22 protein-coding genes, 2 tRNA genes and 1 other annotated feature are annotated in these 22,294 nt (G+C 51.8%); of the genes, 8 read left to right on the top strand and 16 right to left on the bottom strand.

Annotated features, from left to right (window positions below):
• Positions 1-17 precede the first annotated feature (17 nt).
• The 9 genes from EVJ21_RS12715 to EVJ21_RS12755 all read right to left on the bottom strand — a co-directional run bounded on the left by EVJ21_RS12715 (position 18) and on the right by EVJ21_RS12755 (position 9,622).
• On the bottom strand, positions 18-1,478 hold the full coding sequence (locus EVJ21_RS12715; protein ID WP_131490643.1) for an MDR family MFS transporter: 1,461 nt from the start codon (positions 1,476-1,478) through the stop codon (positions 18-20).
• Between the two features lie 63 nt (positions 1,479-1,541).
• Entirely contained in the window at positions 1,542-2,261 is a 720-nt protein-coding gene (locus tag EVJ21_RS12720) for an ABC transporter ATP-binding protein (protein ID WP_131490644.1), read from the bottom strand.
• The gene (locus EVJ21_RS12725) at positions 2,248-3,048 is read right to left on the bottom strand and encodes an ABC-2 transporter permease (protein ID WP_070328888.1); all 801 of its coding nucleotides are present in this window, start codon (positions 3,046-3,048) and stop codon (positions 2,248-2,250) included. The genes EVJ21_RS12720 and EVJ21_RS12725 overlap by 14 nt, the downstream gene beginning before the upstream one ends.
• A gap of 3 nt (positions 3,049-3,051) precedes the next feature.
• Complete coding sequence (locus EVJ21_RS12730; protein WP_201739011.1) at positions 3,052-3,618, bottom strand: nitrous oxide reductase accessory protein NosL; 567 nt, start codon at positions 3,616-3,618, stop codon at positions 3,052-3,054.
• Positions 3,605-4,795, bottom strand: a complete 1,191-nt coding sequence (locus EVJ21_RS12735) for a right-handed parallel beta-helix repeat-containing protein (protein ID WP_131443902.1) — start codon at positions 4,793-4,795, stop codon at positions 3,605-3,607. The genes EVJ21_RS12730 and EVJ21_RS12735 overlap by 14 nt, the downstream gene beginning before the upstream one ends.
• A gap of 147 nt (positions 4,796-4,942) precedes the next feature.
• Entirely contained in the window at positions 4,943-6,238 is a 1,296-nt protein-coding gene (locus tag EVJ21_RS12740) for an ABC transporter substrate-binding protein (protein ID WP_070328885.1), read from the bottom strand.
• Positions 6,239-6,418: 180 nt separating this feature from the next.
• Positions 6,419-7,402: an aspartate--ammonia ligase gene (gene asnA, locus EVJ21_RS12745; RefSeq protein ID WP_070328884.1), complete on the bottom strand. Its 984-nt coding sequence runs from the start codon at positions 7,400-7,402 to the stop codon at positions 6,419-6,421.
• Between the two features lie 65 nt (positions 7,403-7,467).
• Positions 7,468-7,709, bottom strand: a binding site (T-box leader).
• A gap of 105 nt (positions 7,710-7,814) precedes the next feature.
• Positions 7,815-8,720: a carbohydrate ABC transporter permease gene (locus EVJ21_RS12750; protein ID WP_236636590.1), complete on the bottom strand. Its 906-nt coding sequence runs from the start codon at positions 8,718-8,720 to the stop codon at positions 7,815-7,817.
• Positions 8,717-9,622 carry a carbohydrate ABC transporter permease gene (locus tag EVJ21_RS12755; RefSeq protein ID WP_070328883.1) on the bottom strand — a complete coding sequence of 302 codons (906 nt, stop codon included), beginning with the start codon at positions 9,620-9,622 and terminating at the stop codon, positions 8,717-8,719. Before EVJ21_RS12755 ends, EVJ21_RS12750 begins: the two co-directional genes overlap by 4 nt.
• Before the next feature lie 243 nt (positions 9,623-9,865).
• Between EVJ21_RS12755 and EVJ21_RS12760 the strand changes: the two genes are divergently transcribed.
• The 3 genes from EVJ21_RS12760 (at position 9,866) to EVJ21_RS12770 (ending at position 15,243) form a co-directional block, all read left to right on the top strand.
• Positions 9,866-11,551, top strand: a complete 1,686-nt coding sequence (locus EVJ21_RS12760; RefSeq protein ID WP_070328882.1) for a formate--tetrahydrofolate ligase — start codon at positions 9,866-9,868, stop codon at positions 11,549-11,551.
• A gap of 25 nt (positions 11,552-11,576) precedes the next feature.
• Positions 11,577-12,479: an alpha/beta fold hydrolase gene (locus tag EVJ21_RS12765; RefSeq protein WP_131490645.1), complete on the top strand. Its 903-nt coding sequence runs from the start codon at positions 11,577-11,579 to the stop codon at positions 12,477-12,479.
• Positions 12,480-12,672: 193 nt separating this feature from the next.
• Positions 12,673-15,243, top strand: a complete 2,571-nt coding sequence (locus EVJ21_RS12770; protein WP_131465703.1) for an SH3 domain-containing protein — start codon at positions 12,673-12,675, stop codon at positions 15,241-15,243.
• Between the two features lie 40 nt (positions 15,244-15,283).
• On the opposite strand, the gene EVJ21_RS12775 is transcribed toward EVJ21_RS12770, so the two are convergent.
• The 3 genes from EVJ21_RS12775 to EVJ21_RS12785 are packed head-to-tail and all read right to left on the bottom strand — an operon-like array spanning position 15,284 to position 16,610.
• Positions 15,284-15,697 carry a hypothetical protein gene (locus tag EVJ21_RS12775; protein WP_070328880.1) on the bottom strand — a complete coding sequence of 138 codons (414 nt, stop codon included), beginning with the start codon at positions 15,695-15,697 and terminating at the stop codon, positions 15,284-15,286.
• On the bottom strand, positions 15,694-16,248 hold the full coding sequence (locus EVJ21_RS12780) for a hypothetical protein (RefSeq protein WP_070328879.1): 555 nt from the start codon (positions 16,246-16,248) through the stop codon (positions 15,694-15,696). The genes EVJ21_RS12775 and EVJ21_RS12780 overlap by 4 nt, the downstream gene beginning before the upstream one ends.
• Before the next feature lie 2 nt (positions 16,249-16,250).
• Entirely contained in the window at positions 16,251-16,610 is a 360-nt protein-coding gene (locus EVJ21_RS12785; protein ID WP_070328878.1) for a hypothetical protein, read from the bottom strand.
• Between the two features lie 128 nt (positions 16,611-16,738).
• Between EVJ21_RS12785 and EVJ21_RS12790 the strand changes: the two genes are divergently transcribed.
• The 4 genes from EVJ21_RS12790 to EVJ21_RS12805 all read left to right on the top strand — a co-directional run bounded on the left by EVJ21_RS12790 (position 16,739) and on the right by EVJ21_RS12805 (position 18,473).
• A tRNA-Gly gene (locus EVJ21_RS12790) sits at positions 16,739-16,812 on the top strand.
• A gap of 24 nt (positions 16,813-16,836) precedes the next feature.
• Positions 16,837-16,910: transfer RNA gene (locus EVJ21_RS12795), tRNA-Gly, on the top strand.
• Positions 16,911-17,073: 163 nt separating this feature from the next.
• The gene (locus EVJ21_RS12800; protein WP_131490646.1) at positions 17,074-17,874 is read left to right on the top strand and encodes an MBL fold metallo-hydrolase; all 801 of its coding nucleotides are present in this window, start codon (positions 17,074-17,076) and stop codon (positions 17,872-17,874) included.
• A 392-nt stretch (positions 17,875-18,266) separates the two neighbouring features.
• A complete protein-coding gene (locus EVJ21_RS12805; protein ID WP_016508383.1) occupies positions 18,267-18,473 on the top strand; it encodes a DUF3006 domain-containing protein in 207 nt (68 codons plus the stop codon).
• A gap of 41 nt (positions 18,474-18,514) precedes the next feature.
• Here the strand turns inward: EVJ21_RS12805 and EVJ21_RS12810 are convergent, their stop codons facing one another.
• Positions 18,515-19,069, bottom strand: coding sequence for a TlpA family protein disulfide reductase (locus tag EVJ21_RS12810; RefSeq protein WP_070328877.1), 555 nt, complete (start codon positions 19,067-19,069; stop codon positions 18,515-18,517).
• 75 nt (positions 19,070-19,144) lie between these two features.
• Between EVJ21_RS12810 and EVJ21_RS12815 the strand changes: the two genes are divergently transcribed.
• Positions 19,145-19,996: an aldose 1-epimerase family protein gene (locus tag EVJ21_RS12815; RefSeq protein WP_233589682.1), complete on the top strand. Its 852-nt coding sequence runs from the start codon at positions 19,145-19,147 to the stop codon at positions 19,994-19,996.
• A 36-nt stretch (positions 19,997-20,032) separates the two neighbouring features.
• Here EVJ21_RS12815 and EVJ21_RS12820 read toward each other — a convergent pair whose 3' ends face one another.
• The 3 genes from EVJ21_RS12820 to EVJ21_RS12830 all read right to left on the bottom strand — a co-directional run bounded on the left by EVJ21_RS12820 (position 20,033) and on the right by EVJ21_RS12830 (position 22,278).
• On the bottom strand, positions 20,033-20,251 hold the full coding sequence (locus EVJ21_RS12820) for a PspC domain-containing protein (RefSeq protein ID WP_016508377.1): 219 nt from the start codon (positions 20,249-20,251) through the stop codon (positions 20,033-20,035).
• Between the two features lie 28 nt (positions 20,252-20,279).
• Positions 20,280-20,984, bottom strand: coding sequence for an SDR family oxidoreductase (locus EVJ21_RS12825; RefSeq protein WP_071399121.1), 705 nt, complete (start codon positions 20,982-20,984; stop codon positions 20,280-20,282).
• Between the two features lie 79 nt (positions 20,985-21,063).
• The gene (locus EVJ21_RS12830) at positions 21,064-22,278 is read right to left on the bottom strand and encodes an LCP family protein (protein WP_131490647.1); all 1,215 of its coding nucleotides are present in this window, start codon (positions 22,276-22,278) and stop codon (positions 21,064-21,066) included.
• Between the last annotated feature and the right edge of the window lie 16 nt (positions 22,279-22,294).

Genomic DNA, 22,294 nt, shown 5'->3' on the forward strand with positions numbered 1-22,294 from the left:
CCCATCATACCGCGCTTTTAGGCGTCGCGTGAAGGTTCGGGTGGGCGGGCCGGTAACCGAAGCGCGATGAGCAAGGCGATGAACGCCGCGAGCGCCGCTCCGACGAAGACACTGTTCAGTCCCGAGGCGATCAACTGCTCACCTTGCAGACGGACGCTCTCGTCAAGCGTGGCACTCGCCGCCCGGTTGAAGAACGATTCGAGCGAGACACCGCTCAACGTTTCGTCGTTCCGGAATCCGCTCAAGACGATAAAGTTGAACATCGCCCCGAACACCGCGACGCCGAGCGTCTGTCCGACCGTACTTAAAAATGAGTTCGCCGCTGTCGCTGTACCGCGCTGACGGTATGACACGACCGTCTGCAACACGACGATGAACATCGGTTGTGACAAACCGAATCCGACGCCGATGATGGCGACGGCGAGGTACACCCAGACGTCCGAACTCGATGGAGTCATCAGCGTCAAGATGACCGTCCCGATCAAGAGCAGGCCCATCCCGAAGACAGCCCGTCGTCGCGGTGATGCCGCTCCGAGCGTCCGTCCGCCGATAATCGACGTGAACGTCCATGCGACCGAGAGCGGCATGAGCATGAAGCCCGCCTCCGTCGCCGATTTACCAAGTACAGCCTGCGCCCAAATCGGGATGTAGGCTGACATCGAGACGAGCACCCAAGCAGCAAAGAAGACGGCCCCGTTGATGGACGCGATAATCGGCTGCTTCAACAGCTCGAGCGGCAGGAGTGGTGTCTTGGCCCGGCGCTCCGACATGAAGAAATTGACGAGCAAGATAAGACTGAGCACAGCGCTGACGACGACCGGTAGCGTCAAGATGTTCGTTTCACTGAACGTGATCAAGGCGTACAAGAATGCGGTCGTCCCCCCAGCGAACAGGAGTGCCCCTTTTATATCGATCCGTTCGGTCGTCTCGGCGACCGTCTCTTTATAAAATGTGACGATCATGATGAACGATAAGAGCGCAAACGGAACGTTCAACAAGAACACGTAGCGCCAAGACAACGTCTCGACCAAAAATCCTCCGATGACCGGTCCGAGTACACCGGACACGCCCCACACCGCGCTTAAAATCCCTTGGATTTTGCCGCGCTCTTCATACTTATACAAGTCCCCGATAATCGTCATCGAGATCGGCAGGACCGCACCGGCACCAAGACCTTGCAGCGCCCGAAACACGATCAACTGCTCCATCGATGTCGCTAAACCGCATAAGAGCGAGGCAAGTGTGAACAGCCCGATCCCAAACAAGAGGACACGCTTTCGACCGAACAAGTCGGCGACTTTCCCGTAAATCGGTGTCGACACCGCGGTAAATAGTAAGAAGGCGGCAAATACCCAACTAACGAGCGCCGCGCCGTTCAACTCGCTCGCAATGACCGGCGTCGCGACCGAGACGACCGTCCCTTCGATCGCCGCCAAAAAAGTCGCAAGCAGTAGTGCGACCGTAACATTCTTTCTCATCTGTTCCATCTCCCCACAAAAATAGTGGCGCCGGAAGGCTCCGACCACCACTTCAACTGTCTATTATTTTGTGCGAGCGGCGTCTGTTTGACAAGCCTCAACTTCCGGTTCGAAAAAGAAGTTTTTAATTTCGGCGTAAGCGGCCTGTTCATCTTGAACGAGGACACGTCCGGCCAGCCGGCCGGCATCAAGCATCCAGACTTCGTCAGCAAGCCTCGCCGCCACATCGAGCTGGTGTGTCGAGAACACGACCGTCGTCCCGCGGTCGGCCTCTTCCCGCAACAGTCGGCCCAATACATGCATCCACGTCGGATCGAGACCGTTCGTCGGCTCATCTAGCAGTAAAATGTCAGGTTTCGTGACCAACGCTTGAGCGAGCAGGAGACGTTGCCGCATCCCTTTCGACAACATCCCGACCTGTTGCCGGGTCTTGGCGTCAAGCCCGACACGGTTCAATAGAGACGCATCCGGTTTGACTCCTTGAAGCAACGCGTAATACGCAAACGTCTCACCGACGGTCCACGACGGATCGAATGCGAAATCATCAGGCATATAACCAAACGATTGATTATACGATTTTCGACGGTCACGCGTCTCCCCGTTCAACGAGATATGACCGACACTCGGTGCGAGCGTACCGTTCATCATGTTCAGTAGCGTCGATTTCCCAGCCCCGTTGCTTCCGCATAAGGCGACGACCCGACCGTCGGCAATCGCTCCGTCAAGCGGATGGAGCGACCATACATCGCCATAGCGTTTACCGACCTGTTCAAGCTGAATCATGTCGTCCCTCCTGTCGAAGTAACCAAGCTGTCCCGAACCACAACACAAACACGACACTCAAGATCGCGATGCTGACGGTCAAACTACCGAGTGGGTCGCCGAGCCAGCCGATAAACGTTTCATAGACGGCCCCGAACAGGTCAGGTGCCGACAAGACCGAGCTCACCCAGACGCGCAGTAGCTCAAATCCGTTCAAAAACAGAAGCCCGACCATCGCACTCGCTTGCGACCCGTAAGGCAGCCAAGCAATCGTTGCCACGAGGAGCGTCGGCCAAAGTAAAACGAGGACGACCCAGACGATGAACGAGAGGAGCACGGCTCGAAGCCTCGTCCGTCCGACGACGCCGATGAACGTGCCGATTGCGGCACCGTACGCGGTGAGGCCGAACGCATACACCCATAGGACGAACCACGTCTCGAGCGGCATCGAAACAAGGAACGAGGCGAGCGCGAACGCAAGCGTGATGATGAGTCCTTGCGTCGCCAGGAATGCGCTGTAACGCATCCAGACCACGCGGCGCATCGACACCGTGAACGTCGAGACGAGTCGCATCCGCTTTGATTCACGCTCATTGCCCCACTGCAGTGCCGTCGTCAACATGACGAGGAGCGGTAACACGAGCCCGATCACCGTGACGAGTGTCGCGCTGACGTTCGTATACGCCGTCGCCACCGGGATTGCTTGGCCGAGACCACCCAGCAAGACGAGTGTCAGTACCCAAGCAAGCAAGAAGACGTAACTTTCTTTCTGACGCAGCGTACGGGACCATTCGATCCGCCATAACATCGCTTACTGCCCGTGACCGTCAGATGACTCATCCGAATCGTGCGCGTCACTCATGTCGCTCGCTTCGCCATCGTCGTCCGAATTCATTTTTTTATGACCGTTCATCTCGCCGCGTTCCCACGTGTGTTCTTTCAAGTCGTCTAAATCCATCACCATGCCGCCATTCTCTTCGGCATACGTCTCCGCGTCCGCTGCTTTTGCGAACGAGACGATGTTATAAGCCATCGGCGTTTTCGCTTCTTTATTATAGACAAACGTACCTTCATCTAAATCGACCCAGTCCATCGTATTGTAGTCTTTCACATACATCGCCGCGATGTCCTCTTCCGTTTGCTCAGGGTACCAGTCACGCATCAAACAACCGATATCGTCGAACGCATAGCCTTTCCCGTTGTCCATAATCGCTTCGGCAGCGAATTGTTTATCCATCACTTTCATCTTGCACACTTCACACTCGGTCTTGCCCCATTCGATATCGAACGGTTCCGCCGCAGCGCTCGAACACGCCCCAAGTGCGAGCGTCAAACTTGATGCGGCGAATAGTCCTGCCATTTTCTTATACGTAGTCATATCGTTTCCTCCCAAATATCCATAGTAAAACCATCATTCCGGTTAAAGCGACCGCTCCGAACGACCCGTTCCACTCGATGCGAAACGCGGACACAATTGGCCCTGCGTCCGTGAGTGTGACCTCGTCCGGGCTACGGAGCACACGTTCAAGCACGGTTAGCCCCGGGGCACCGTACAGCAACTCGAACGCTTCATATGAATCGGCCAATAAAAACAAGTACGGGTCGGCCCGAAACGGGATCTCACTGAACCCGTCGCGTGTCAAATCGAGCGTCTGTCCGCCCCAATCGTTTCCTTGAATCACATTGTCTGCCGACTCAAACGAGACGACCGGATACCGATTGCCGGTCAAGTCGTTCCCTGCCATCGTCATCCCGTTCGCCGACTTCAAGCGCAGTCCTACATCATTGCCGTTTACACCGTTGTCATGAATCGTCGTCCACTCCGATTTTTCCGCATAAATCCCGATCCGATTGCCGAAGATCGCGTTGGCACGCAACGTCGTCTCGACTGCTTCAAACAACATGATCCCGGTCGCCGTCGCGCCGACTTGGTCATGGATTTGTCCGTTCTCGATGACGACGCGCTCTGTCCCCATGATCATCGCACCTGCTCCGTTGCGCCGGAGGTTCGGCAAATTGATCGACACGTCTGTCGGAAACATGAGATGGACACCGTATCTAGCATCGGCAACGCTCGGTCGAATCAGCTGGTGACCCGACCCGTTCTCGATGTAGATCCCGTCACGGACTCGGTCGATGACCGCCCCTTTGATCAAAGCCGCTTCGCTGTTCAATAGCGAGATGCCCTCGTGTTGATTAGACCCCGAGATGACGGGACGGACGAGCCTTACCCCGTAGCTGTCTTCCACTACGATACCGGTCCCGGACGCTTCGACGGTCACATCGATCAGCTGATGGCCAAGCCCTGAGACTTGTATGGCAGCCACGTCCGTCTGCCGGCACTGTTCGACCAAAACATTCTCGAGCACCGCCCCGGTCCCTTCTAACCGAAACGCCGGTTCATTGCAGCTGACGAAGCGTTTCCCCGCACCGTCAAACGTCTCATTCGAACGGACCACGATCGGTTCGTCAAGCGTCACTAAATCGGACTCCGCGTGGACAGACGGGGCTGCGAACAACAAGCCGATGAGCAATCCAAGTTTTAGTTGTCTCATAACCCCTCCTCTTGATCAATCGCTTACAAAACATATTGTACGAAAACCTAGGGGGGTATGTGTGTGCTTTTTATGGGATTCCTGTGACAGTTTCTTCATAAAAAAAACACAAGCGGCGAAGGGGTCAGTTCGCTGCTTGTGTTTTCTTTATTTAGCTTTATCCATCCATACTTTTGTGAAGTCTTGGAGCATCTCGTCACCGGTCTTCTGACCGCCGACGTACGCTTGCATCAAGGCACCATACTCGTTGACCGCGCCGTCCGGATACTTGAACCAGTTCCATGAGATCGTCTTGCCTTCGTTCGAATAGGCAAGGATATCGTCAGCGAGTGGTCCGAGGTCGTTCGCTTCGATCGACTTGAACGCCGGGATGAACTTGAACTTGTTGACCATGTAGTCTTTTCCTGTGTCTGACGTCGCCATCCACTCGAGGAAGTCTTTCGCTTCTTCTTTATATTGTGAGTTTTTGTTGACGACCCAGTTATTCGGGACGCCGACCGGCAAGCGGTCCATCTTCTCTTTATCATCATTGATCGGAATCGGTACGAAGCCCATCTCGATGTCCGGATTCACGTCGAGAATCATCTGTTGGGCCCAGTTGCCTTGCTGGAGCATCGCTGTCTCGCCTTGGGCGAACTGTGTGACTTGCGTGTTGTAGTCCGTCGTGAGCGGGTTCTTGTTGCCGTATTTGATGGTCAGGTCGAACAGTTTCAAGAACTGTTGGAACTGCTCATTGTCTTCGAACTTCTCTTTGTTGTCGTTGAGCGCTTGGATGAACGCATCGGGATCATCTTGTTGTGCCATCGGGATGTTGAGCAAGTGGATGCCGAGAATCCAAAACTCCGCGTATCCGACCGAGAACGGGGTGATGCCCGCCTTGTCCAATTTTTCAGCCGCGTCCGTCAATTCAGACAGCGTCTTCGGCAGTTCACTGATGCCCGCTTTCTCAAACAGCTCCTTATTGTAGATGAAACCGTAGCCTTCAAGGTTCATCGGCATACCGTACAGTTTCCCGTCCATCGTCATCGGTTCTTTGGCTACTTCCGTCAAATCACCGACCCACTTTTCATCCGACAAATCTTCCAACTTATCTTTCCACGTCTGCGCTTCCGTGAAGCCACCGTTGTTAAAGATATCCGGTTCATTGCCAGATGCGAATTGCGATTTGAGCGCGGCACCGTAGTCGGCTCCGCCGCCGACCGTTTGAACGGTTACTTTGACGCCCGTCTCTTCTTCATATTCTTTCGCCATCGCCTCGAGGTCTTTAGCGATTTCGGCTTTAAATTGGAAGACGTTCAACGTCACATCTTTTGAGTCACCGCTATCCGCGTTCCCGTCAGCCGACCCTTCCCCTTCTGTGAGCGATCCGCCCCCGCAGGCAGCGAGCGTCAATACCATGCCAGCCGTCATCACAGCTGTCGATAATCTCCATTTGCGTTTCATCTTGCTTCCTCCCTCGGTGTGTAAGTCGACTAAAATAATCGATCCAATCAGTACACCCTTACTTTAAATGAAAACGCTTCCATTATGTAGGTGTCAAAATTGACGTGTAGGGTGGAAAATGTTGTACAGAAAACCAGGACTTTCTCGTAAGAAAGTCCTGGCTCATTTGCTTCTATATAATTACAACAGGCTAATTCCAGCTTCTTCGCACGCCGCGACCATCTCGCTCGGCCAGACCGACGATTGGACTTCACCGATATGACGGGCCCGGAGCAGATACATGGCGACACGTGACTGGCCGATTCCGCCTCCGACCGTAAGTGGGAGACGTCCTTCGAGCACGGCTTGATGGAACGGATACTTCCGCTTCTCTTCCGCGCCGGCTGTCACCAACTGCTCAGCGAGCGCTGTCTCATCGACACGGATTCCCATCGACGACAGTTCGAACGCCGTCTCGAGTTCTGGATGCCAGACGAGAATATCGCCGTTGAGCGACCAGTCGTCATAGTCAGCCGCTCGGCCATCATGTTTCTCTCCTGAGGCGAGCGCGCCTCCAATTTGTGAGAGGAAGACCGCGCCATGCTCTTTACAAATCGCATGTTCCCGTTCTTTTGGCGTCAGCGTCGGATACAGGTCTTCTAGCTCTTGGCTCGTCAAGAAGTGAATCGACTCAGGGAGAATCGCTTCGATCGCGTATGCCGACTCGACCGACCGTTCCGTTTCAAGCAAGGCCGCATAAATCGATTCGACGGTCGCTTTCAAATAGTCGGTCGTCCGGTGTTCCCGGGCGATGACGCGTTCCCAGTCCCATTGATCGACATGAAGCGAGTGTGTCGCGTCGAGTTCTTCGTCGCGGCGGATCGCACGCATCTGTGTATACAACCCTTCGCCAACTTTGAACCCGTACCGGCCGAGCGCTTCGCGTTTCCATTTCGCAAGCGACTGGACGATCTCAAGCTCATGTCCCGGATATTGTGTGTCGAACTGAATGATGCGCTCGACGCCGTTCAAGTGATCGTTGACTCCGCTCGCCGATGTGACGAATAGCGGTGCCTGTACTTGCGTGAGACCTAGCGCCGTGCTGAACTTGTCCTCGAACATTGCCTTTACCGCCGTGATTGCCTGTTGTTTTTCCTTCATCATGCTTGTTGCTGTCGTTGTCATTTTGTCTTCCTCCAATTGTGGGATTTGGGACGGAGCAATAGAAAAAAGCCCTCCAATCCCATGGACTATGGGACGGAAGGCTTCAAGCTCCGCGGTGCCACCCAAATTAGTAGACGAATCTACTCACTTTTTCGAGACGAACATCTCGTAGTTCCGATAACGGGGAACGGTCCGGCTACGTCTACTTGCAAAGCGTTCGGGTAGCGACTCCAGGAGGTTCTTCGACAGAGATTTCAGTCCGGGCTCTCACCTTCCCCGGCTCGCTTTGCTTACGTCTTCTGTGTACTCGTCCTTTCAATGTCGTTCACAATTGAATTGAACTCATTATTATAAATATTCAGACGAATGTCAACAGCTTTTCTAAAAAAAATTCTCCCCCGTGTAGCGGACGAGGGAGATCCCTTGGGAAGGGTTATTTGATCGAGCCGCTCGTAATCCCTTTGATGATATGCTGTTGCATAGCAAAGAAGAAGATGAGGAGCGGAACGATCCCAAGAACTAAACCAGCGAGTGCCAAATCCCATTGTTTCGTATATTGTCCGAAGAAATAGAACGTCGCGAGCGGGATCGTCCGCAGTTCAATGTCTCGGAGGACAAGTGAAGGTAACAGAAAATCGTTCCAAATCCATAGGCTGTTCAAGATGACGATCGTTACCGTGATCGGTTTCAAGAGCGGGAACACGATCCGCCAGAACAGCCCCCATGTCGAGCAACCGTCGATGATGGCCGCCTCTTCGATCTCTTCCGGGATCGATTTCATGAAGCCATGATATAAGAACACCGAAATACCTGACCCGAACCCGAGATACATGACCATCAGTCCCCAATGACTGTTCAATAGACCGAGCACGCTCGATACTTTCACGAGCGGAATCATGATCGATTGGAACGGGATGACCATCGCCGCGACGAACAAGAAGAAGATGACGGTCGAGATCCAATGTTTCGTCCGGACGAGCTTCCATGCCGCCATCGACGTGAAGATGACGATGACGATGTTCGCGCCGGCCGTGATCAAAAGCGAGTTCAAAAAGACGCGGCCATAGTTCATCGCCTCCCACGCTTCCGTATAGTTCGATCCGAGCCAGACGTTTGGGAGTGCGGACGTGTTCGTATAAATCTCAGCGATCGACTTGAATGAGTTGACGATGACGTAATAAAACGGGACGAGATACAACAGTCCTAGTAAAATAGCGACCAATTCGATGAGGCCAAGGCCGGTCGTATATCCGCTCGTCCGCAGCGGCTTTTGCGGCAACTGCCGTCTCGGCGTCTGATCTATTTTTGGTTCGAACTGTTCAATTTTTTCCGTCGTCATGCCTGCACCTCCCGTTTTTTCGTCAAATACACTTGGGTGACGGTGATCGCCGCGACGACGAGGAAGAAGATGACCGCTTTCGCCGAGCCGAGACCGTAATTGTTGTTCACGAACGACTCTGTATAAATGTTCAAGGCGAGCATCTCGGTCGATTTGAACGGTCCTCCGTTCGTGAGCGACAAATTCGTATCGAATACTTTGAACGACCAGGAGATCGTCAAGAACAGACAGATCGTAATCGATGGCATGATCATCGGGAGCGTGATATGGCGCAACATTTTCAACCGGTTCGCCCCGTCGATCCGGGCCGCCTCGAGCAAATCCGTAGGCACGTTCTGCAGCGCCGCGATATAGATGACCATCACGTAGCCCCCGCCTTGCCAGATCGCGACGATGACGATTCCCCAAAACGCTGTCTGGGCGTCGCCGAGCCACGGCAGCTCGAACAGGCTCCAGCCGGTCAATGATCCGATCGACTCGAATCCTTTCACGTAAATGAATTGCCAGATGAAACCAAGGATGAGTCCGCCAATCAAGTTCGGCATAAAGAAGACCGTTCGCAATATATTTCGCGTCTTAATATTCATCGTCAACAGTAGCGCCAATGAAAAGCCGACAATGTTCGTCATGATGACGGCCACGATCGTGTATTTCGTCGTGATCCAAAACGACGAACGGAACTGGGCGTCCTCGAACAAGAGTCGATGATAGTTATCCCATCCGACAAAGTTCAACTGACCGGTCACCCCGTTCCAGTCCGTGAAACTGTAATAGATCCCGTTAAAGAACGGGATGAGTACAATGGCCACGAACGCCAAAAAGGCCGGACCGACAAATGCGATAAAGCTTGCCGGCTTCTTCCAATTCCGTCTCTGTTTGCTTCGCTTCGGTGTTTCAATCATCTTCATCGCCTCCACTATCAATTTACCTGCAATGAAATAAAATGAAAACGGATACATTTGACGGAATGGGTGGAATATATTGAACTCAATTAGTGAATTTGCAGAACTGATGCGTTATGATAAAGTCAATGACAATACGAACGAGCCAGTTTATATTAGAGAAACGATCCGAATTATGGCTCGAATCACGAATGAATCAAACATAATACTAGTAAAACGTTCGAAAGTGGAGGGAATTTATACATGACGACAATCAAACCGTTATCTGACTTAGCGATCGCCCAACAAGCGGACATGCTCCCCATCAAGCAAATCGCTGAAAAGCTCGGCCTACAAGAAGATGATCTCGACCTTTACGGGAAATACAAAGCAAAACTGTCGTTCGATTTGCTCGAACAAGTGAAGACTCGAGCAGACGGCAAGCTCGTCCTCGTCACAGCCATCAATCCGACGCCCGCCGGAGAAGGAAAATCGACGGTCACCGTCGGACTCGGTCAAGCGTTGAACCGACTCGATAAACAAGCGATCGTCTGTCTCCGCGAGCCGTCACTCGGCCCGACGATGGGGCTAAAAGGCGGAGCGGCCGGCGGCGGATTCAGCCAAGTCTTGCCGATGGAAGACATCAACCTCCACTTCACGGGTGACATGCACGCCATCACGTCAGCCCACAACACGATCAGCGCCATGCTCGACAACCACCTTCATCAAGGCAACGACCTAAAAATCGACGTTCGGAAAATCGTCTGGAAGCGCGTCCTCGACTTGAACGACCGTGCCCTTCGCCACGTGACGGTCGGACTTGGCGGAGCCGCACACGGTGTCCCGCGCGAAGACGGTTTTGACATCACCGTCGCCTCAGAAATTATGGCGATCCTTTGCCTCGCCGATTCGCTCGCCGATTTAGAGGCGCGTATTAAGCGGATCGTCGTCGCCTACGACTTCGATAATGAACCCGTCACGGCTGAACAGATTGGTGCGGCCGGTGCGGCCACACTCTTACTGAAAGAGGCGTTCAAGCCAAACTTGGTCCAAACACTTGAACAGACCCCGGCTCTCGTCCACGGCGGCCCGTTCGCGAACATCGCTCACGGCTGTAACTCGCTCATCGCGACAAAGACTGCCTTGAAGCTCGGCGAATACGTCGTCACCGAGGCCGGCTTCGGAGCTGATCTTGGCGCCGAGAAGTTCTGTCATATTAAATCGCGTATCGGCAACTTAAGTCCTGATGCGGTCGTCCTCGTGGCGACAGTCCGCGCGTTGAAGATGCATGGTGGTGTCGCCAAAGACCAACTCCACATCGAAAACGTCGAGGCCGTCACAAAAGGCATGGAGTTGCTCGCCAAACATGTCGACACGATGACAAAGCTCGGTTTGCCAACCATCGTTGCCTTGAACCGCTTTAATTCAGATTCGATCGCAGAGCTCGACACTGTGCTCGACTGGTGCGAAACGCATCAAATCCGCGTCGCCCTCAGCGAAGTTTGGGCGAGCGGCGGACAAGGCGGACAAGCACTTGCCGAGGCCGTCATCGAGACAGTCGAGTCGAACGAAGCCATGCTCACACCTCTTTACGAGCTGACCGATTCGATCGAACAGAAGATTACGACGATTGCCCGAGAAGTTTACGGAGCGGCCGGCGTCACGTTCACCGCTACGGCGAAAAAGCAAATGGCTCAAATTAAAGCGAACGGATGGGACGATTTGCCGATCTGTATGGCCAAAACACCGTTCTCACTATCCGACGATCCGACAAAACTCGGATACGTTCAAGGATTCACGGTAACCGTACGAGAGTTGAAACCGTCGGTCGGTGCCGGCTTCCTCGTCGCTTTGACGGGTAACGTCTTGACGATGCCAGGACTGCCAAAACATCCAGCCGCTCTCAACATGGGCATCGACGAGACAGGTAAGGCCATCGGATTGTTTTAATCCACACGACAACGGAGGGATGACTTTGGACGTCATTGAGCACACGTACGCAGACGGGTACCGCACGCACGTATTGCATGTCCCGGCAACGAACCCGATTGGAAATTGTTTCTTGTTTCACGGCATGCTCGAGCACCACGGCAGGTATGTCGAGTTCGCCGACTTTATGGCAACAACTGGATTTAACGTTTTTGTTTGCGACCTTCGCGGAGCTGGAAAATCAGCGCGTGCTCAATCCACATACGCTCACTTACTTCCAAAAGAAGGATTTGACCAAATGGTCGAAGACGCTGTCGCATTGATCGGTCACTATCAAAATGATTTGCCGACGTTTGTAATCGGACATAGTTTCGGTTCTTTGCTCGTCCGTCGTCTCGGTCAAATCATGGGTCATAACCTATCCGGCATCGTCGCCATTTCGCCGCCTCCTGGCTCTGGTTTCGTCGGCCGGCTAGGGCTTTACGCCATCGGGTCGGCAATTCGTATGAAAGGGAGCGATTACCACTCTCGCCTGTTCGAACGCCTCTTGTTCGGGCGCTACAATTTAAAATTCTTCCCAAGCAAGACGGAGAACGATTGGATTTCTAGCGTCCCGGAAGAAGTGGCCTCTTACCGCAGCGACCCGGACTGCGGCGGTATCCCGACACTCGGTTACTTATATGAAGTAGCTAGCGCTTCGCTAGAGGTCACATCCCTCGCCCGTATCCATGAACATCCGAAGACGCTCCCGATCCTCTTCGTCGCCGGAACGGACGACCCGGTCGTACACGACGGGGAAGGGTTGAAAGGGATTGTTCGAAACTATCAGGCAGCAGAAGTCGAGCTGACGGTGCTGTCTTACGACAACGCGCGTCACGAAGTGCTCCGCGAACGGCAACGCGACGAAGTGTGGACCGATATAAGCAGTTGGCTCTTGCGCAACCTTTAAGCTAAGACATGGAAAAACCTCCTATTAAATGGAGGTTTTTTTATTTTTACATTTTAAACCAACGACTTTCTAATTCATTTACCTTTTTTGAAATTTTTCATCTTCTTTCCATTTTTTAAGTGCGCTATACTTAGACCGCGCACTACGAAGAACACTTATAGATTGAAGTATATGGAATGAAAGGGGTAACACATTGAAACCAACTATTACACGACTGAGCGCGGCCGTCCTCATCTCTAGCACAGTATTGAGCATGATCGGACCGACCGAGTCATATGCAGCAACATACGAAGGCACGGTGAATACCTCCATTTTGAACGTCCGGTCGTCTACGTCGACTTCGGCAGCGATTGTCGGCAAGTTGACGAAAGGAACTGCTGTACAAGTTTATTCGACAAGCAACAACTGGGCCCAAATCGAGTTTCAAGGTCAAAAGCGATACGTTTCTTCCTCGTACTTAACGTTGAAGTCTACCGTCACGAAAGCGGCAACAACCAAAACGTATACAGCTAATGCGACCGTCAATATGCGCTCGGCGATGACAACGAGCGCTTCAATCGTTACAACGATTCCAAAAGGTGCGACCGTCACTTACATATCGACGCACGGCGCGACTGGATCATGGTTCAAAGTCACATACGGCGGGAAAACTGGCTATGTGGCTCAACGCTACTTCTCTCAAGTAGGAGGCGAAACCGTGGCACCCCAAGCGAACCCGACGCATAGTACGACAACAAACACGACGATGCATAGCTCGATGATTTCAACGTCCCCAACCCTGATTGCGATCCCGAAAGGTGCGAAAGTAACGTTCCTCTCGGAGCACGGCGCGACCGGATCGTGGGCCAAAGTGACATACAGCGGGAAGACGGGCTATGTCGCGAAACGGAACTTGCAGCCGCTCGTGACAGTCGAACCGACAACGATGTACGTCAAATCGACATCAAGTATTTTCAATTCGATGTCGACTTCAAGAAAAGTAGTCGGCACACTTCAAATCGCGACAAGCGTTAAATTGATCTCGACACACGGTACGACCGGGTCTTGGGCGAAAGTCGCAGCCGGCTCGTTGACAGGTTACGTACCGATGCGAAACTTATCTGAGTCACAAGTCGCAGAACAGGTCACACCTTACTACGCTAAAGAGACGGCGACGATGTACTCTTCGACTTCGACGCGCGGAAACGTCCTTCAAACGATCCCGGTCGGTGCAAAAGTCGATCAGCTGTCGGCGCACGGCGCGACGGGCTCATGGTTCAAAGTTCGTTACGCAAACACGACTGGGTATGTCGCAGCACGTAACTTCTCGCTCACAGCCCCGTCGACTTCAACCGAACAATACGGACCTGAGCTTGAAGTACAAGTCATCTCAAGCGGTACGCCACTGAACGTCCGGCCGACTCCTGGGACTGGAAATGCCGCCATCGGCACCCTTATCCATGGCACGATTGTAAAAGTGAAACCTGTCTTGAATACGGAATGGGGCATCTTGACGAGCGGAAGTTTCGTCGGCGGCTATATCCATTTGAGTTATACGGCACCCGTTACGACGACGCCGCCAGCTACTGGTATCCAACGCATTGTATCGTATACAGACTATCCAATGACAGTTCGCGGGATGGCCGAACGCCAAGCCGCCAATTCCGGGCTGACAGACGCGAATAAAACGAAAGCGACTTACTTACCGCGTTCGTGGGTAAAAGTCACCGGGTCTACTGGTGTGATCACTCATACACCTCTTCAAACAGTTCGATCGATTAACTTGCAAAAAAATCCGTCAAGCAATAACGCCGAAGTGTTGGCGACAATCCCAAGCGGCGCTCTTCTTCAATATATGGAGCGTCCGAGCGGCATCTCGACGTGGTACAAAGTTTCTTATGGTCCAATGATCGGATACGTTCCGGCCTCTTCCGTTGTCGGAGAAGCAAAACTTCTTAGTTTAGATAATCTGAATTCACATGTATACGGACATATTAACCCTGGTGAAACAGTCCGTATTACGGGACAAGTCGGAAATTACTATTTAATCGGTCCGTACTACCGACCAGGCGGACATAACGTTCGTATTTACGATCATGTTTGGCGTCACGCTTCGTTGTCTGAAATTGATGCGTTTACAAACCCTGATCATTTCACAGTTGGTTCAGGTGGATTTTATCAATTCCTCGACTTGACGAAGAATGCAGGAACGACTGCCCCGATGTTGAATAAAGTCCTCAATAACAACGGCAGATTGAGCGGAACGTTAACCGATAAAGGACAACTCTTCATCGACTCAGGAAAACAATATAATGTAAATGAAGTCTATTTGCTTGCCCACGCTACACATGAAACAGGGTATGGTTCATCACTTTTATCTAAAGGGGTTCCTGTCGATAAAGACGGCAACGCATTAATTAATAATAGCGGTACACGCATCTATCCTGAACGTCCTGTTGCGGCTACAGTCTACAATATGTACGGCATCCGAGCTTCAGATAGCAATCCCGTTGTTTTAGGCGCGAAATTCGCGTTCGAGCAGAAGTGGTTCACACCAGAGATTGCAATTAAAGATGGTGCTAGATGGATTAGCGAACAATACATCAATCACCCAACCTATAAACAAAATACACTTTATAAGATGCGTTTCAACCCAGACCGACCGGGTGTGCATCAATATGCGACCGATATCGGTTGGGCTTTAAAACAAACGCATCGAATCAATAACGTGTATAGCCAACTTAATTCGTACACAGTTCACTTCGACGTACCAAAGTTCCAATAACGAACAAGAGACACGAGCCAACTTGGCTTCGTGTCTCTTTTCATGTCCATTCGATGGAATCGACGATCGCTTCGATCTCTAACTTTTCATCCGTCTTCTTGTCGGCGACGTACGTCAAAAACAACAGGCGCTTCCCGTCCGTGAGCGACCAGACGTCCAAATACATGTCGTCTTCAATCCCACTCGCGTAAGCCGTCGTCATGCCGCCCGATTGATCCGTCACGCTCGGTGCGACTTTAATGTCGATCGGGAACTCCCCTAAAAAGGTATTCAGTTCTTGCAGCGCCGCATCTTCAGGGGCCTGGGCCTCCTCTGCTTCATAGATAGACATTTGAAGCGTGCCTTGCGCATCTTCCTCCACCGAATAGAAGCTGACGTGATCCTCTTCTTCATTGTATTCATAGTGCTCTGGGTAGGATAAACGAAGCCACCCGTCGATTTCGTATTCTTTCATGCTAATTGCTCCTTCGTTTTCTTGAATGTCAGGCCGGTGACCATTTTGGCTTGCAGCGCATATTTGAGCCGCTCCGTCACGTAAAGGCGTTGGCTGTTTCGATCTTGGGCGATCATATGTCCGCATAAATCCATCCGAACGGTTTGTCGGGACAGAAAGTAGAGACGATCCTCGCTTAACGGACGATATTCACCGGAATCCTCGAGGTGCTCGATCTCAAATCGGCGTAAGACGTTGAGCGCGCAATAGTGATCGGTCTTGCCGGTACTCGTATGCAGTTCAACCCGGACGAGCTGGATGTCGTACGGACATAGATTCATAAAGATGGGTCCGATTCGTTCGTGGATGAGCAAGACGCCCATATCCGTCTCAATCAAATCGGGTAACGCCCCCGCGTCTTGGGAGATGCTCAAGACGACATAGGGTCGTTCAGTCGGTGCGAGCAGTTCCCCTTTAAAAAAGCGGAACCGTTGGATGCCGGTCAATACGCGGGCCCGCCAAGCGCTGCCACGGGCTTCCGCTTCAATCCGATACAGTCGTTCTCGACTCACGACTACTCCCCCTTCAATTGTTTGAGCGCTTCGACGAATCGTTCCCACTCTTGGTCGTCGCAGACGATCTTACTTTCAATTCCCCATTCTTCCTCGATTTTCAAACGTACCTCGTTCGTTTCAACGTGGCGCGTGAGATGCAACGCTCCGATTTGAACGAACATCGGCTCGATGACCAACGTCTCGGTCGGTGAACTGACCCATTTTAGCCGGTCAGCCCGTAAAATCACATGCCACATCGACTCATGCCGCACCGAGAACGTCCATTGACGGAGCGTTACAGTTTGTTCGACTTGTTTCGCCTGGTTCATCATGCGAAACCCTTCACTCATCATCTTCAAATAAGATTTTCGTTCGCTCATGCCCGTCCCACTCCCCTCTTCTATTATCTTAGCAAGACCACCTATCCGCCACAACTAATGTTTTTTCGAAAAAGGGTTTGCAAAGGTTAAATCGTGTGCTATTATATTACCGTAACGTTAAGCGTTTCGCGGGTGTAGTTTAATGGTAAAACCTCAGCCTTCCAAGCTGATGACGAGAGTTCGATTCTCTTCACCCGCTCCAATTTTAAATTTCATACTTGAATGTGCGGGTGTAGTTTAATGGTAAAACCTCAGCCTTCCAAGCTGATGACGAGAGTTCGATTCTCTTCACCCGCTCCAATTTCCGACATATTCGCGAGGCTTAACTCGCACACATAACCACATGGTGCACACCATGTAACGAGCAGGAGGTCATTCGACTTCCTGCTCTTTTGTTTTTTGACGTCACGCTTAAATGAGACCGATTCGGGAAAAGAATTGGAGATATGAAGGAGGGATCACCATGATTCAAGTCCGCCTACAGCCATTTACCGTTTATGAGAGTGCTTTAATGCGAACCACATCGACTTTGATCGACACTGAAGACAGCCTCATCTTAATCGACCCGAACTGGTTGCCAGAAGAAGTTGCGACCATCCGTCGCGACATCGAGTTGAAGCGACAAGGTAAGAAATTGTACGTCATTTATACGCACCAGCACTATGACCATATCATCGGCGCTTACGCTTTCCCTGATGCGACCGTGATTGCTTCAAAAGCGTTCGTCGAAACAGACGCCAGCGCCCAACTTGAAGAGATTAAAACGTTCTACGAACAGTATTACATCGACCGCCCGATTCAAAAGCCGGTCGTCGACATCATCATCTCCGAAGACAGTACGGTCGAGCTCGGTGCTACCCCGATCACGTTCTACTTGACGCCAGGACATGAAGCGACCCATATGTCACTCATTGTCGAACCGTTGCGTCTGCTCGTGTGCGGTGATTACGGATCGAACATCGAACCACCGTTCATTGAGCACGACGCGGAAGCGTATCTCGAATCGCTTCAAAAACTTCAATCCGCCGTCTACGAACACGAGATCCGTTGGCTCATCCCCGGCCACGGCGACCTATGTGATGACCGCAGTAAGATGATTGAGCGACTCAGCGCTGCCGAAGAATATATCCTCGCTTTGCCTGAAGAACGCGTCTGGTCCTCGCTTTGGCCTGAGCACGCCTTTTTTAACCGGGTTCACGAACGCAATCGAAAACATGTCGAACAAAAAGAGCATGAGCGCGAGGCACGCCAACGCGACTATTGACGCAAAAAAATCGCAACGTCTCCCCAAGACGTTGCGATCCCCCTATGTAAACCTATTTCTTTGTGATGCGTTCTGAACGGACCGTGAACATACGGTCAATCCCATAAATCGTCACTCCGGTAAGAGCGAGCAATCCGATCATAGCTGATGAAAACATTGACCATACCCCCATTGTTCACAAATTCGTCATAATCACCCCGTGCCTTCATTATAGAAGAAAACATTTCAAAAAGAAAGCGTTTTCTTCTAACTTTCTTCACAATTACTGATCGTTGTTTACTTCTCCTTCGTTTGTGTAGCAACATTCAAATATGTGTAGGTTTTATGGAATGTGGGAATACACTCTATAAGAATAAAAGAGACAGAAAGCTGTTCGCTGAGGAGGAAGAGGCATGATCAAATACGGCACGTTGGTGCGAGTCGAAGGGAAATACGCCGTGTTACGTTGGAACAACGGCTCAAGTTTTATCCCACGACGATTCTTGCCATCAGAAGCACGGGTTGGCGATACGATCATTCGAGATAACCACCATTATTATCTTGAAGAAGACATGACACCGAATTTCGATGCGCTCATCAAACAACATTATAAAAAGTAAACAAAGACAGACCGGTTCTCTTCCAGTCTGTCTTTGTACGTTCATTTTGTCTGTTCGCGTAACCAGTTAAAGTCGACCGGACCGACTTGTTTGGCTGTAATCACACCGTCCGGACCGACGACATACGTTGTCGGCAAAGCGACGACGCGGTACGTCTTCTCCACCGTGCCTGCTTCGTCCAATAATACCGGGAAGCTGACCGGGACTTCTTTCAAAAACGCCTCGACGTCTTGTCTGCCGCGTCGCTCATTTTTCGTGACGTTCACCCCGAGCACCGGAATCCCGGTTTCTTCGCCGAACTCGATCAATTCCGGCAGTTCTTCTCGGCAAGGCGGGCACCACGATGCCCAGAAGTTTAAGACGACTTGCTGTCCTGCGTATGCATCAAGTGCCAACGTTTCCCCTTCGATTGTCTCCAGTTCGAAGGCGGGCGCGCGTTGACCGATCTCGAGACCACCGAGAACCGTGTCGTCCGTCGCGACACGGTCAGTCTGTTCGCTCGCTTGACTCGCCTTGTATTCGTCATACCCTTTATAGCCCAGACCGGCGATCAGTCCCGCCATAATCAATCCAATAGCCAGTTTATGAAATCGCATCATTTACCCCTTGTTCTCTGTCCTATTCATTTCTAAACTTAACTTATCACATTCACTCAAAGGAGCGGAACTATCGTGCAACTTCACAATGAAAAAGTCAGTGTCACTTTGAAAGCGCAAGGCGCGGAAATGACGAGTTGGAAAGTCGACGGGACCGAGCTACTCTGGCAAGGCGACCCTACGTATTGGGGACGACAAGCCCCGATTTTATTCCCGTTCGTCGGACGATTGTTGGATGACCGTTACTTATATGATGGCTTGACGTATACGATGAGCCAACACGGATTCGCTCGCGATGAGACGTTCGAAGTCGCAGAATCGTCTGATACACACGTCCGGTTCGTTCTCCGTGACTCGGTCGAGACACAGAAACACTATCCGTTCCCGTTCGAACTTCACGTGGACTATCGACTGATCGGCGAGGAATTGAACGTGACATATCGCGTCCGAAACGGCGGCGACGAGGTGTTACCGTTCAGCATCGGCGGACACCCTGCCTTCAATATCCCGTTCGCGGGCGGGGTGTTCGAAGAGTATACAATCGATTTCGGTGAGACGCGCTCACTTGATCGCTTATTGTTAGAGGGTCCTTATTTGACCGGCGCCTATCAACCGCTCGGCGAACGCCGCTACATCCCGCTCTCGCATCACTTGTTCGACCAAGACGCTTTAATTTTCGAAAATATCGAGTATGCTGCACTGCGCCACCAACCGAGCGGTCGCGCCATCGTCATGGAGTGCCCGACATTCACCCATTTCGGGATTTGGTCACCGCCTCAGTCTGACGCCCCGTTCGCCTGCCTCGAACCTTGGTTCGGTCATGCCGATTATAAAGGACATCGTAAAGACATCCGTCAAAAAGAAGATATGCAGTTGCTCGCACCGAACGAAACGTTCGAAGCGACTTACACGCTCTATACGGAATGAAAAAACGTGCTGACCGCATTGGTCAGCACGTTTTCGTTAGAAGCGGCTTTCTTGTTCCGCCTCATACTCTGAAGGCGGTTTTTTCATGACAATCGCGAGCACGATATAAATTAACAAGCCCGGTCCGCCGAATAAGGCGAGAACGACGAAGATGATCCGCATCAACGTCACGTCTACTCCGAGGTACTTCCCGAGCCCCGAGCAAACGCCTGCTATCATTTGGTCAGACGGATCTTTGTACAGTTTTCGTTCCATCAAGACACCTTCTCCTTCATTTTTTCGGTCATCGCTGTGGTCGACGAAGTGTCGTTCTTCCAGCTGTCGCGGCTTCGCCTCGACTATCAAAATCGAGTGCATCGTTGATCGGTGTACTTCCTGATCTAATTTCAATCCGACGTCCGTACAAGCCCCGATTATCGAGCGAGGCAGCAATGACTGTCGCGACGTCCGTCTCGGAAATCGTGGCGCCTGAGGCGTCACTTAAGTCTTCTGAAGCTTCGATCGACCCTTTTCCAGGTCCATCTATAATTGCCACTGGGCAAATGATCGTGTAGTTCAAGCCGCTATGTTCGATATACTCATCGGCCGCATTATTCGCAGACAAGAAGTTGTAATGTTCTTTCGGGCCCGCGTCTGGTCGATCGGCACCGTATGCGCTTAGTAAGACCACGTGACGGACGCGCTCTTTTTTAGCGGCGTCAATCGCTTTCATCGCGACGTTCCGGTCAAGCAGTTCAATCTCTTTGCTCGTGCCTTCAGCACCTGCTGTCGCAGCGACGATGACGGCGTCTTGGCCAGCGGTCGCCTCGTGAATCTTTTTATCAAGCTCTTTTTCAACATCGACGGTGAGCACGCGCGCACCCATTTTTTCGTACTCTGCTTGCAGTTCAGGATAACGAATTAAAGCGGTCACTTGATGCGTTTTCGCTAAACTTTTCAAGACACGTCTACCGATCTTTCCTGTTGCTCCAATGACTAAAACTTTCATTCAAATTTCCCTCCTCAAAAGAGTAGTTCATTTGATTAAAATTCCTCTTTCCGTACGGAATCAAACCCGTTTCGCAAAATTATCTCACAGTTCCCCACATCGTTAAGTCGAGCGCGTCACGAATCGATTGGACGCTCTCTTCATTCGGTTGGTAATAGTAGACGTTGTCAATGTAAGCATCTTGTCCGTCGACTTGAAGTTTGTTCACTTCGGGTTGAAGCATCATCGTGAGGCCAACCGACGCCATTTGCAGCGGATTCATTTCGAGCCCCATCTCATCTTTCATAAAACTGTACGTGGCCGGGATCTTCGACCATCCGGCCGGGCTTACCAACTTGTCGGCCACTGCCGACATGACTTCGGTTTGGCGACTTGAACGGGCACCGTCTGTATCCGATTTACGATGTCGCGCGTAGGCGAGCGCCATATCCCCGTCCATCGAATACGATACACCTTCCGTGTATTCATACGTTTGATTAAACCCCTTTTCGCTGAACGAATGGGTGGCCGTGATGTTCACTCCGCCGACGACGTCGATCAATTCCATGAACGTCTCGAACGTGATGACGACTTGACCGTCGACCGAAGTCTCGGTCAATCCTTCGACTGCACCGACCGTACACTCAGCGCCTCCATAAGCGAAGGCATGGGTAATCTTATCGCCTTCGCGCTCAGGTTCACAAGGGATCGTCGTATACGTATCTCGTGGAATCGATACGTTTTGAACGGTCCGCGAACGCGGGACGAACTCCATCAACTGAAGCGAATCGGTTCGTGAACCGGACACCGATTCGCCGACACGGGCGTCACTGCCCATGACTAAGAACGTAACTGGGTTTGATGCCATATAACCGACCCCGATCACGAGGAGCAACAAGACGAGCAAGAGCTTTCCTTTCCAACTTCGGCGCTTGCGCTTGTCTTTTTGCGGCTTTTGTTTCGGCGGTACGCTGCTTTGCTGCTTCGGAACACGCTCTTTCGTGTCATGAGAGCGAGGTTCTCGCTTGTCCTCACGCTTTTGGCGCTTCGCTTTTTTCCCGAACGGCATCTTCAGTTTAGGTGCCTGAACCTTCCGTTTTCGATTATTGTTCGTCTCGGTCCGTTTTTCATCGGAACGATCTAAAAATGGATGGTCTTGTCCTTCCGCTTGCTTCGACTCTGGTGAAGGGCGAATCACTTCGTCTTCTGCCTCACCCGGATTCACTTGTTCATCGCGAGACAGTTCTTCTAGCCGCTCGCGTTCTAATTCACGTCTGCGTCGTTCGACACGTGAGAGTTGTTGATCGTCATTCATATGATGTACCTCTATA

The sequence above is a fragment of the Exiguobacterium sp. SH0S2 genome (genome assembly GCF_004337185.1).
Taxonomy (GTDB): Bacteria; Bacillota; Bacilli; order Exiguobacteriales; family Exiguobacteriaceae; genus Exiguobacterium; species Exiguobacterium aurantiacum_A.

What these genes read in the sequence shown, in the direction of transcription:
- EVJ21_RS12725 (WP_070328888.1), bottom strand. Translation starts at nt 3,048, where the DNA reads ATGTTATGGCGGATCGAATGGTCCCGTACGCTGCGTCAGAAAGAAAGT.
- EVJ21_RS12730 (WP_201739011.1), bottom strand. Translation starts at nt 3,618, where the DNA reads ATGACTACGTATAAGAAAATGGCAGGACTATTCGCCGCATCAAGTTTG.
- EVJ21_RS12820 (WP_016508377.1), bottom strand. Translation starts at nt 20,251, where the DNA reads ATGGAACGAAAACTGTACAAAGATCCGTCTGACCAAATGATAGCAGGC.
- EVJ21_RS12760 (WP_070328882.1), top strand. Translation starts at nt 9,866, where the DNA reads ATGACGACAATCAAACCGTTATCTGACTTAGCGATCGCCCAACAAGCG.
- EVJ21_RS12830 (WP_131490647.1), bottom strand. Translation starts at nt 22,278, where the DNA reads ATGAATGACGATCAACAACTCTCACGTGTCGAACGACGCAGACGTGAA.
- EVJ21_RS12740 (WP_070328885.1), bottom strand. Translation starts at nt 6,238, where the DNA reads ATGAAACGCAAATGGAGATTATCGACAGCTGTGATGACGGCTGGCATG.
- asnA (WP_070328884.1), bottom strand. Translation starts at nt 7,402, where the DNA reads ATGACAACGACAGCAACAAGCATGATGAAGGAAAAACAACAGGCAATC.
- EVJ21_RS12825 (WP_071399121.1), bottom strand. Translation starts at nt 20,984, where the DNA reads ATGAAAGTTTTAGTCATTGGAGCAACAGGAAAGATCGGTAGACGTGTC.
- EVJ21_RS12775 (WP_070328880.1), bottom strand. Translation starts at nt 15,697, where the DNA reads ATGAAAGAATACGAAATCGACGGGTGGCTTCGTTTATCCTACCCAGAG.
- EVJ21_RS12750 (WP_236636590.1), bottom strand. Translation starts at nt 8,720, where the DNA reads ATGACGACGGAAAAAATTGAACAGTTCGAACCAAAAATAGATCAGACG.
- EVJ21_RS12755 (WP_070328883.1), bottom strand. Translation starts at nt 9,622, where the DNA reads ATGATTGAAACACCGAAGCGAAGCAAACAGAGACGGAATTGGAAGAAG.
- EVJ21_RS12805 (WP_016508383.1), top strand. Translation starts at nt 18,267, where the DNA reads ATGATCAAATACGGCACGTTGGTGCGAGTCGAAGGGAAATACGCCGTG.
- EVJ21_RS12800 (WP_131490646.1), top strand. Translation starts at nt 17,074, where the DNA reads ATGATTCAAGTCCGCCTACAGCCATTTACCGTTTATGAGAGTGCTTTA.
- EVJ21_RS12715 (WP_131490643.1), bottom strand. Translation starts at nt 1,478, where the DNA reads ATGAGAAAGAATGTTACGGTCGCACTACTGCTTGCGACTTTTTTGGCG.
- EVJ21_RS12810 (WP_070328877.1), bottom strand. Translation starts at nt 19,069, where the DNA reads ATGCGATTTCATAAACTGGCTATTGGATTGATTATGGCGGGACTGATC.
- EVJ21_RS12720 (WP_131490644.1), bottom strand. Translation starts at nt 2,261, where the DNA reads ATGATTCAGCTTGAACAGGTCGGTAAACGCTATGGCGATGTATGGTCG.
- EVJ21_RS12735 (WP_131443902.1), bottom strand. Translation starts at nt 4,795, where the DNA reads ATGAGACAACTAAAACTTGGATTGCTCATCGGCTTGTTGTTCGCAGCC.
- EVJ21_RS12785 (WP_070328878.1), bottom strand. Translation starts at nt 16,610, where the DNA reads ATGAGCGAACGAAAATCTTATTTGAAGATGATGAGTGAAGGGTTTCGC.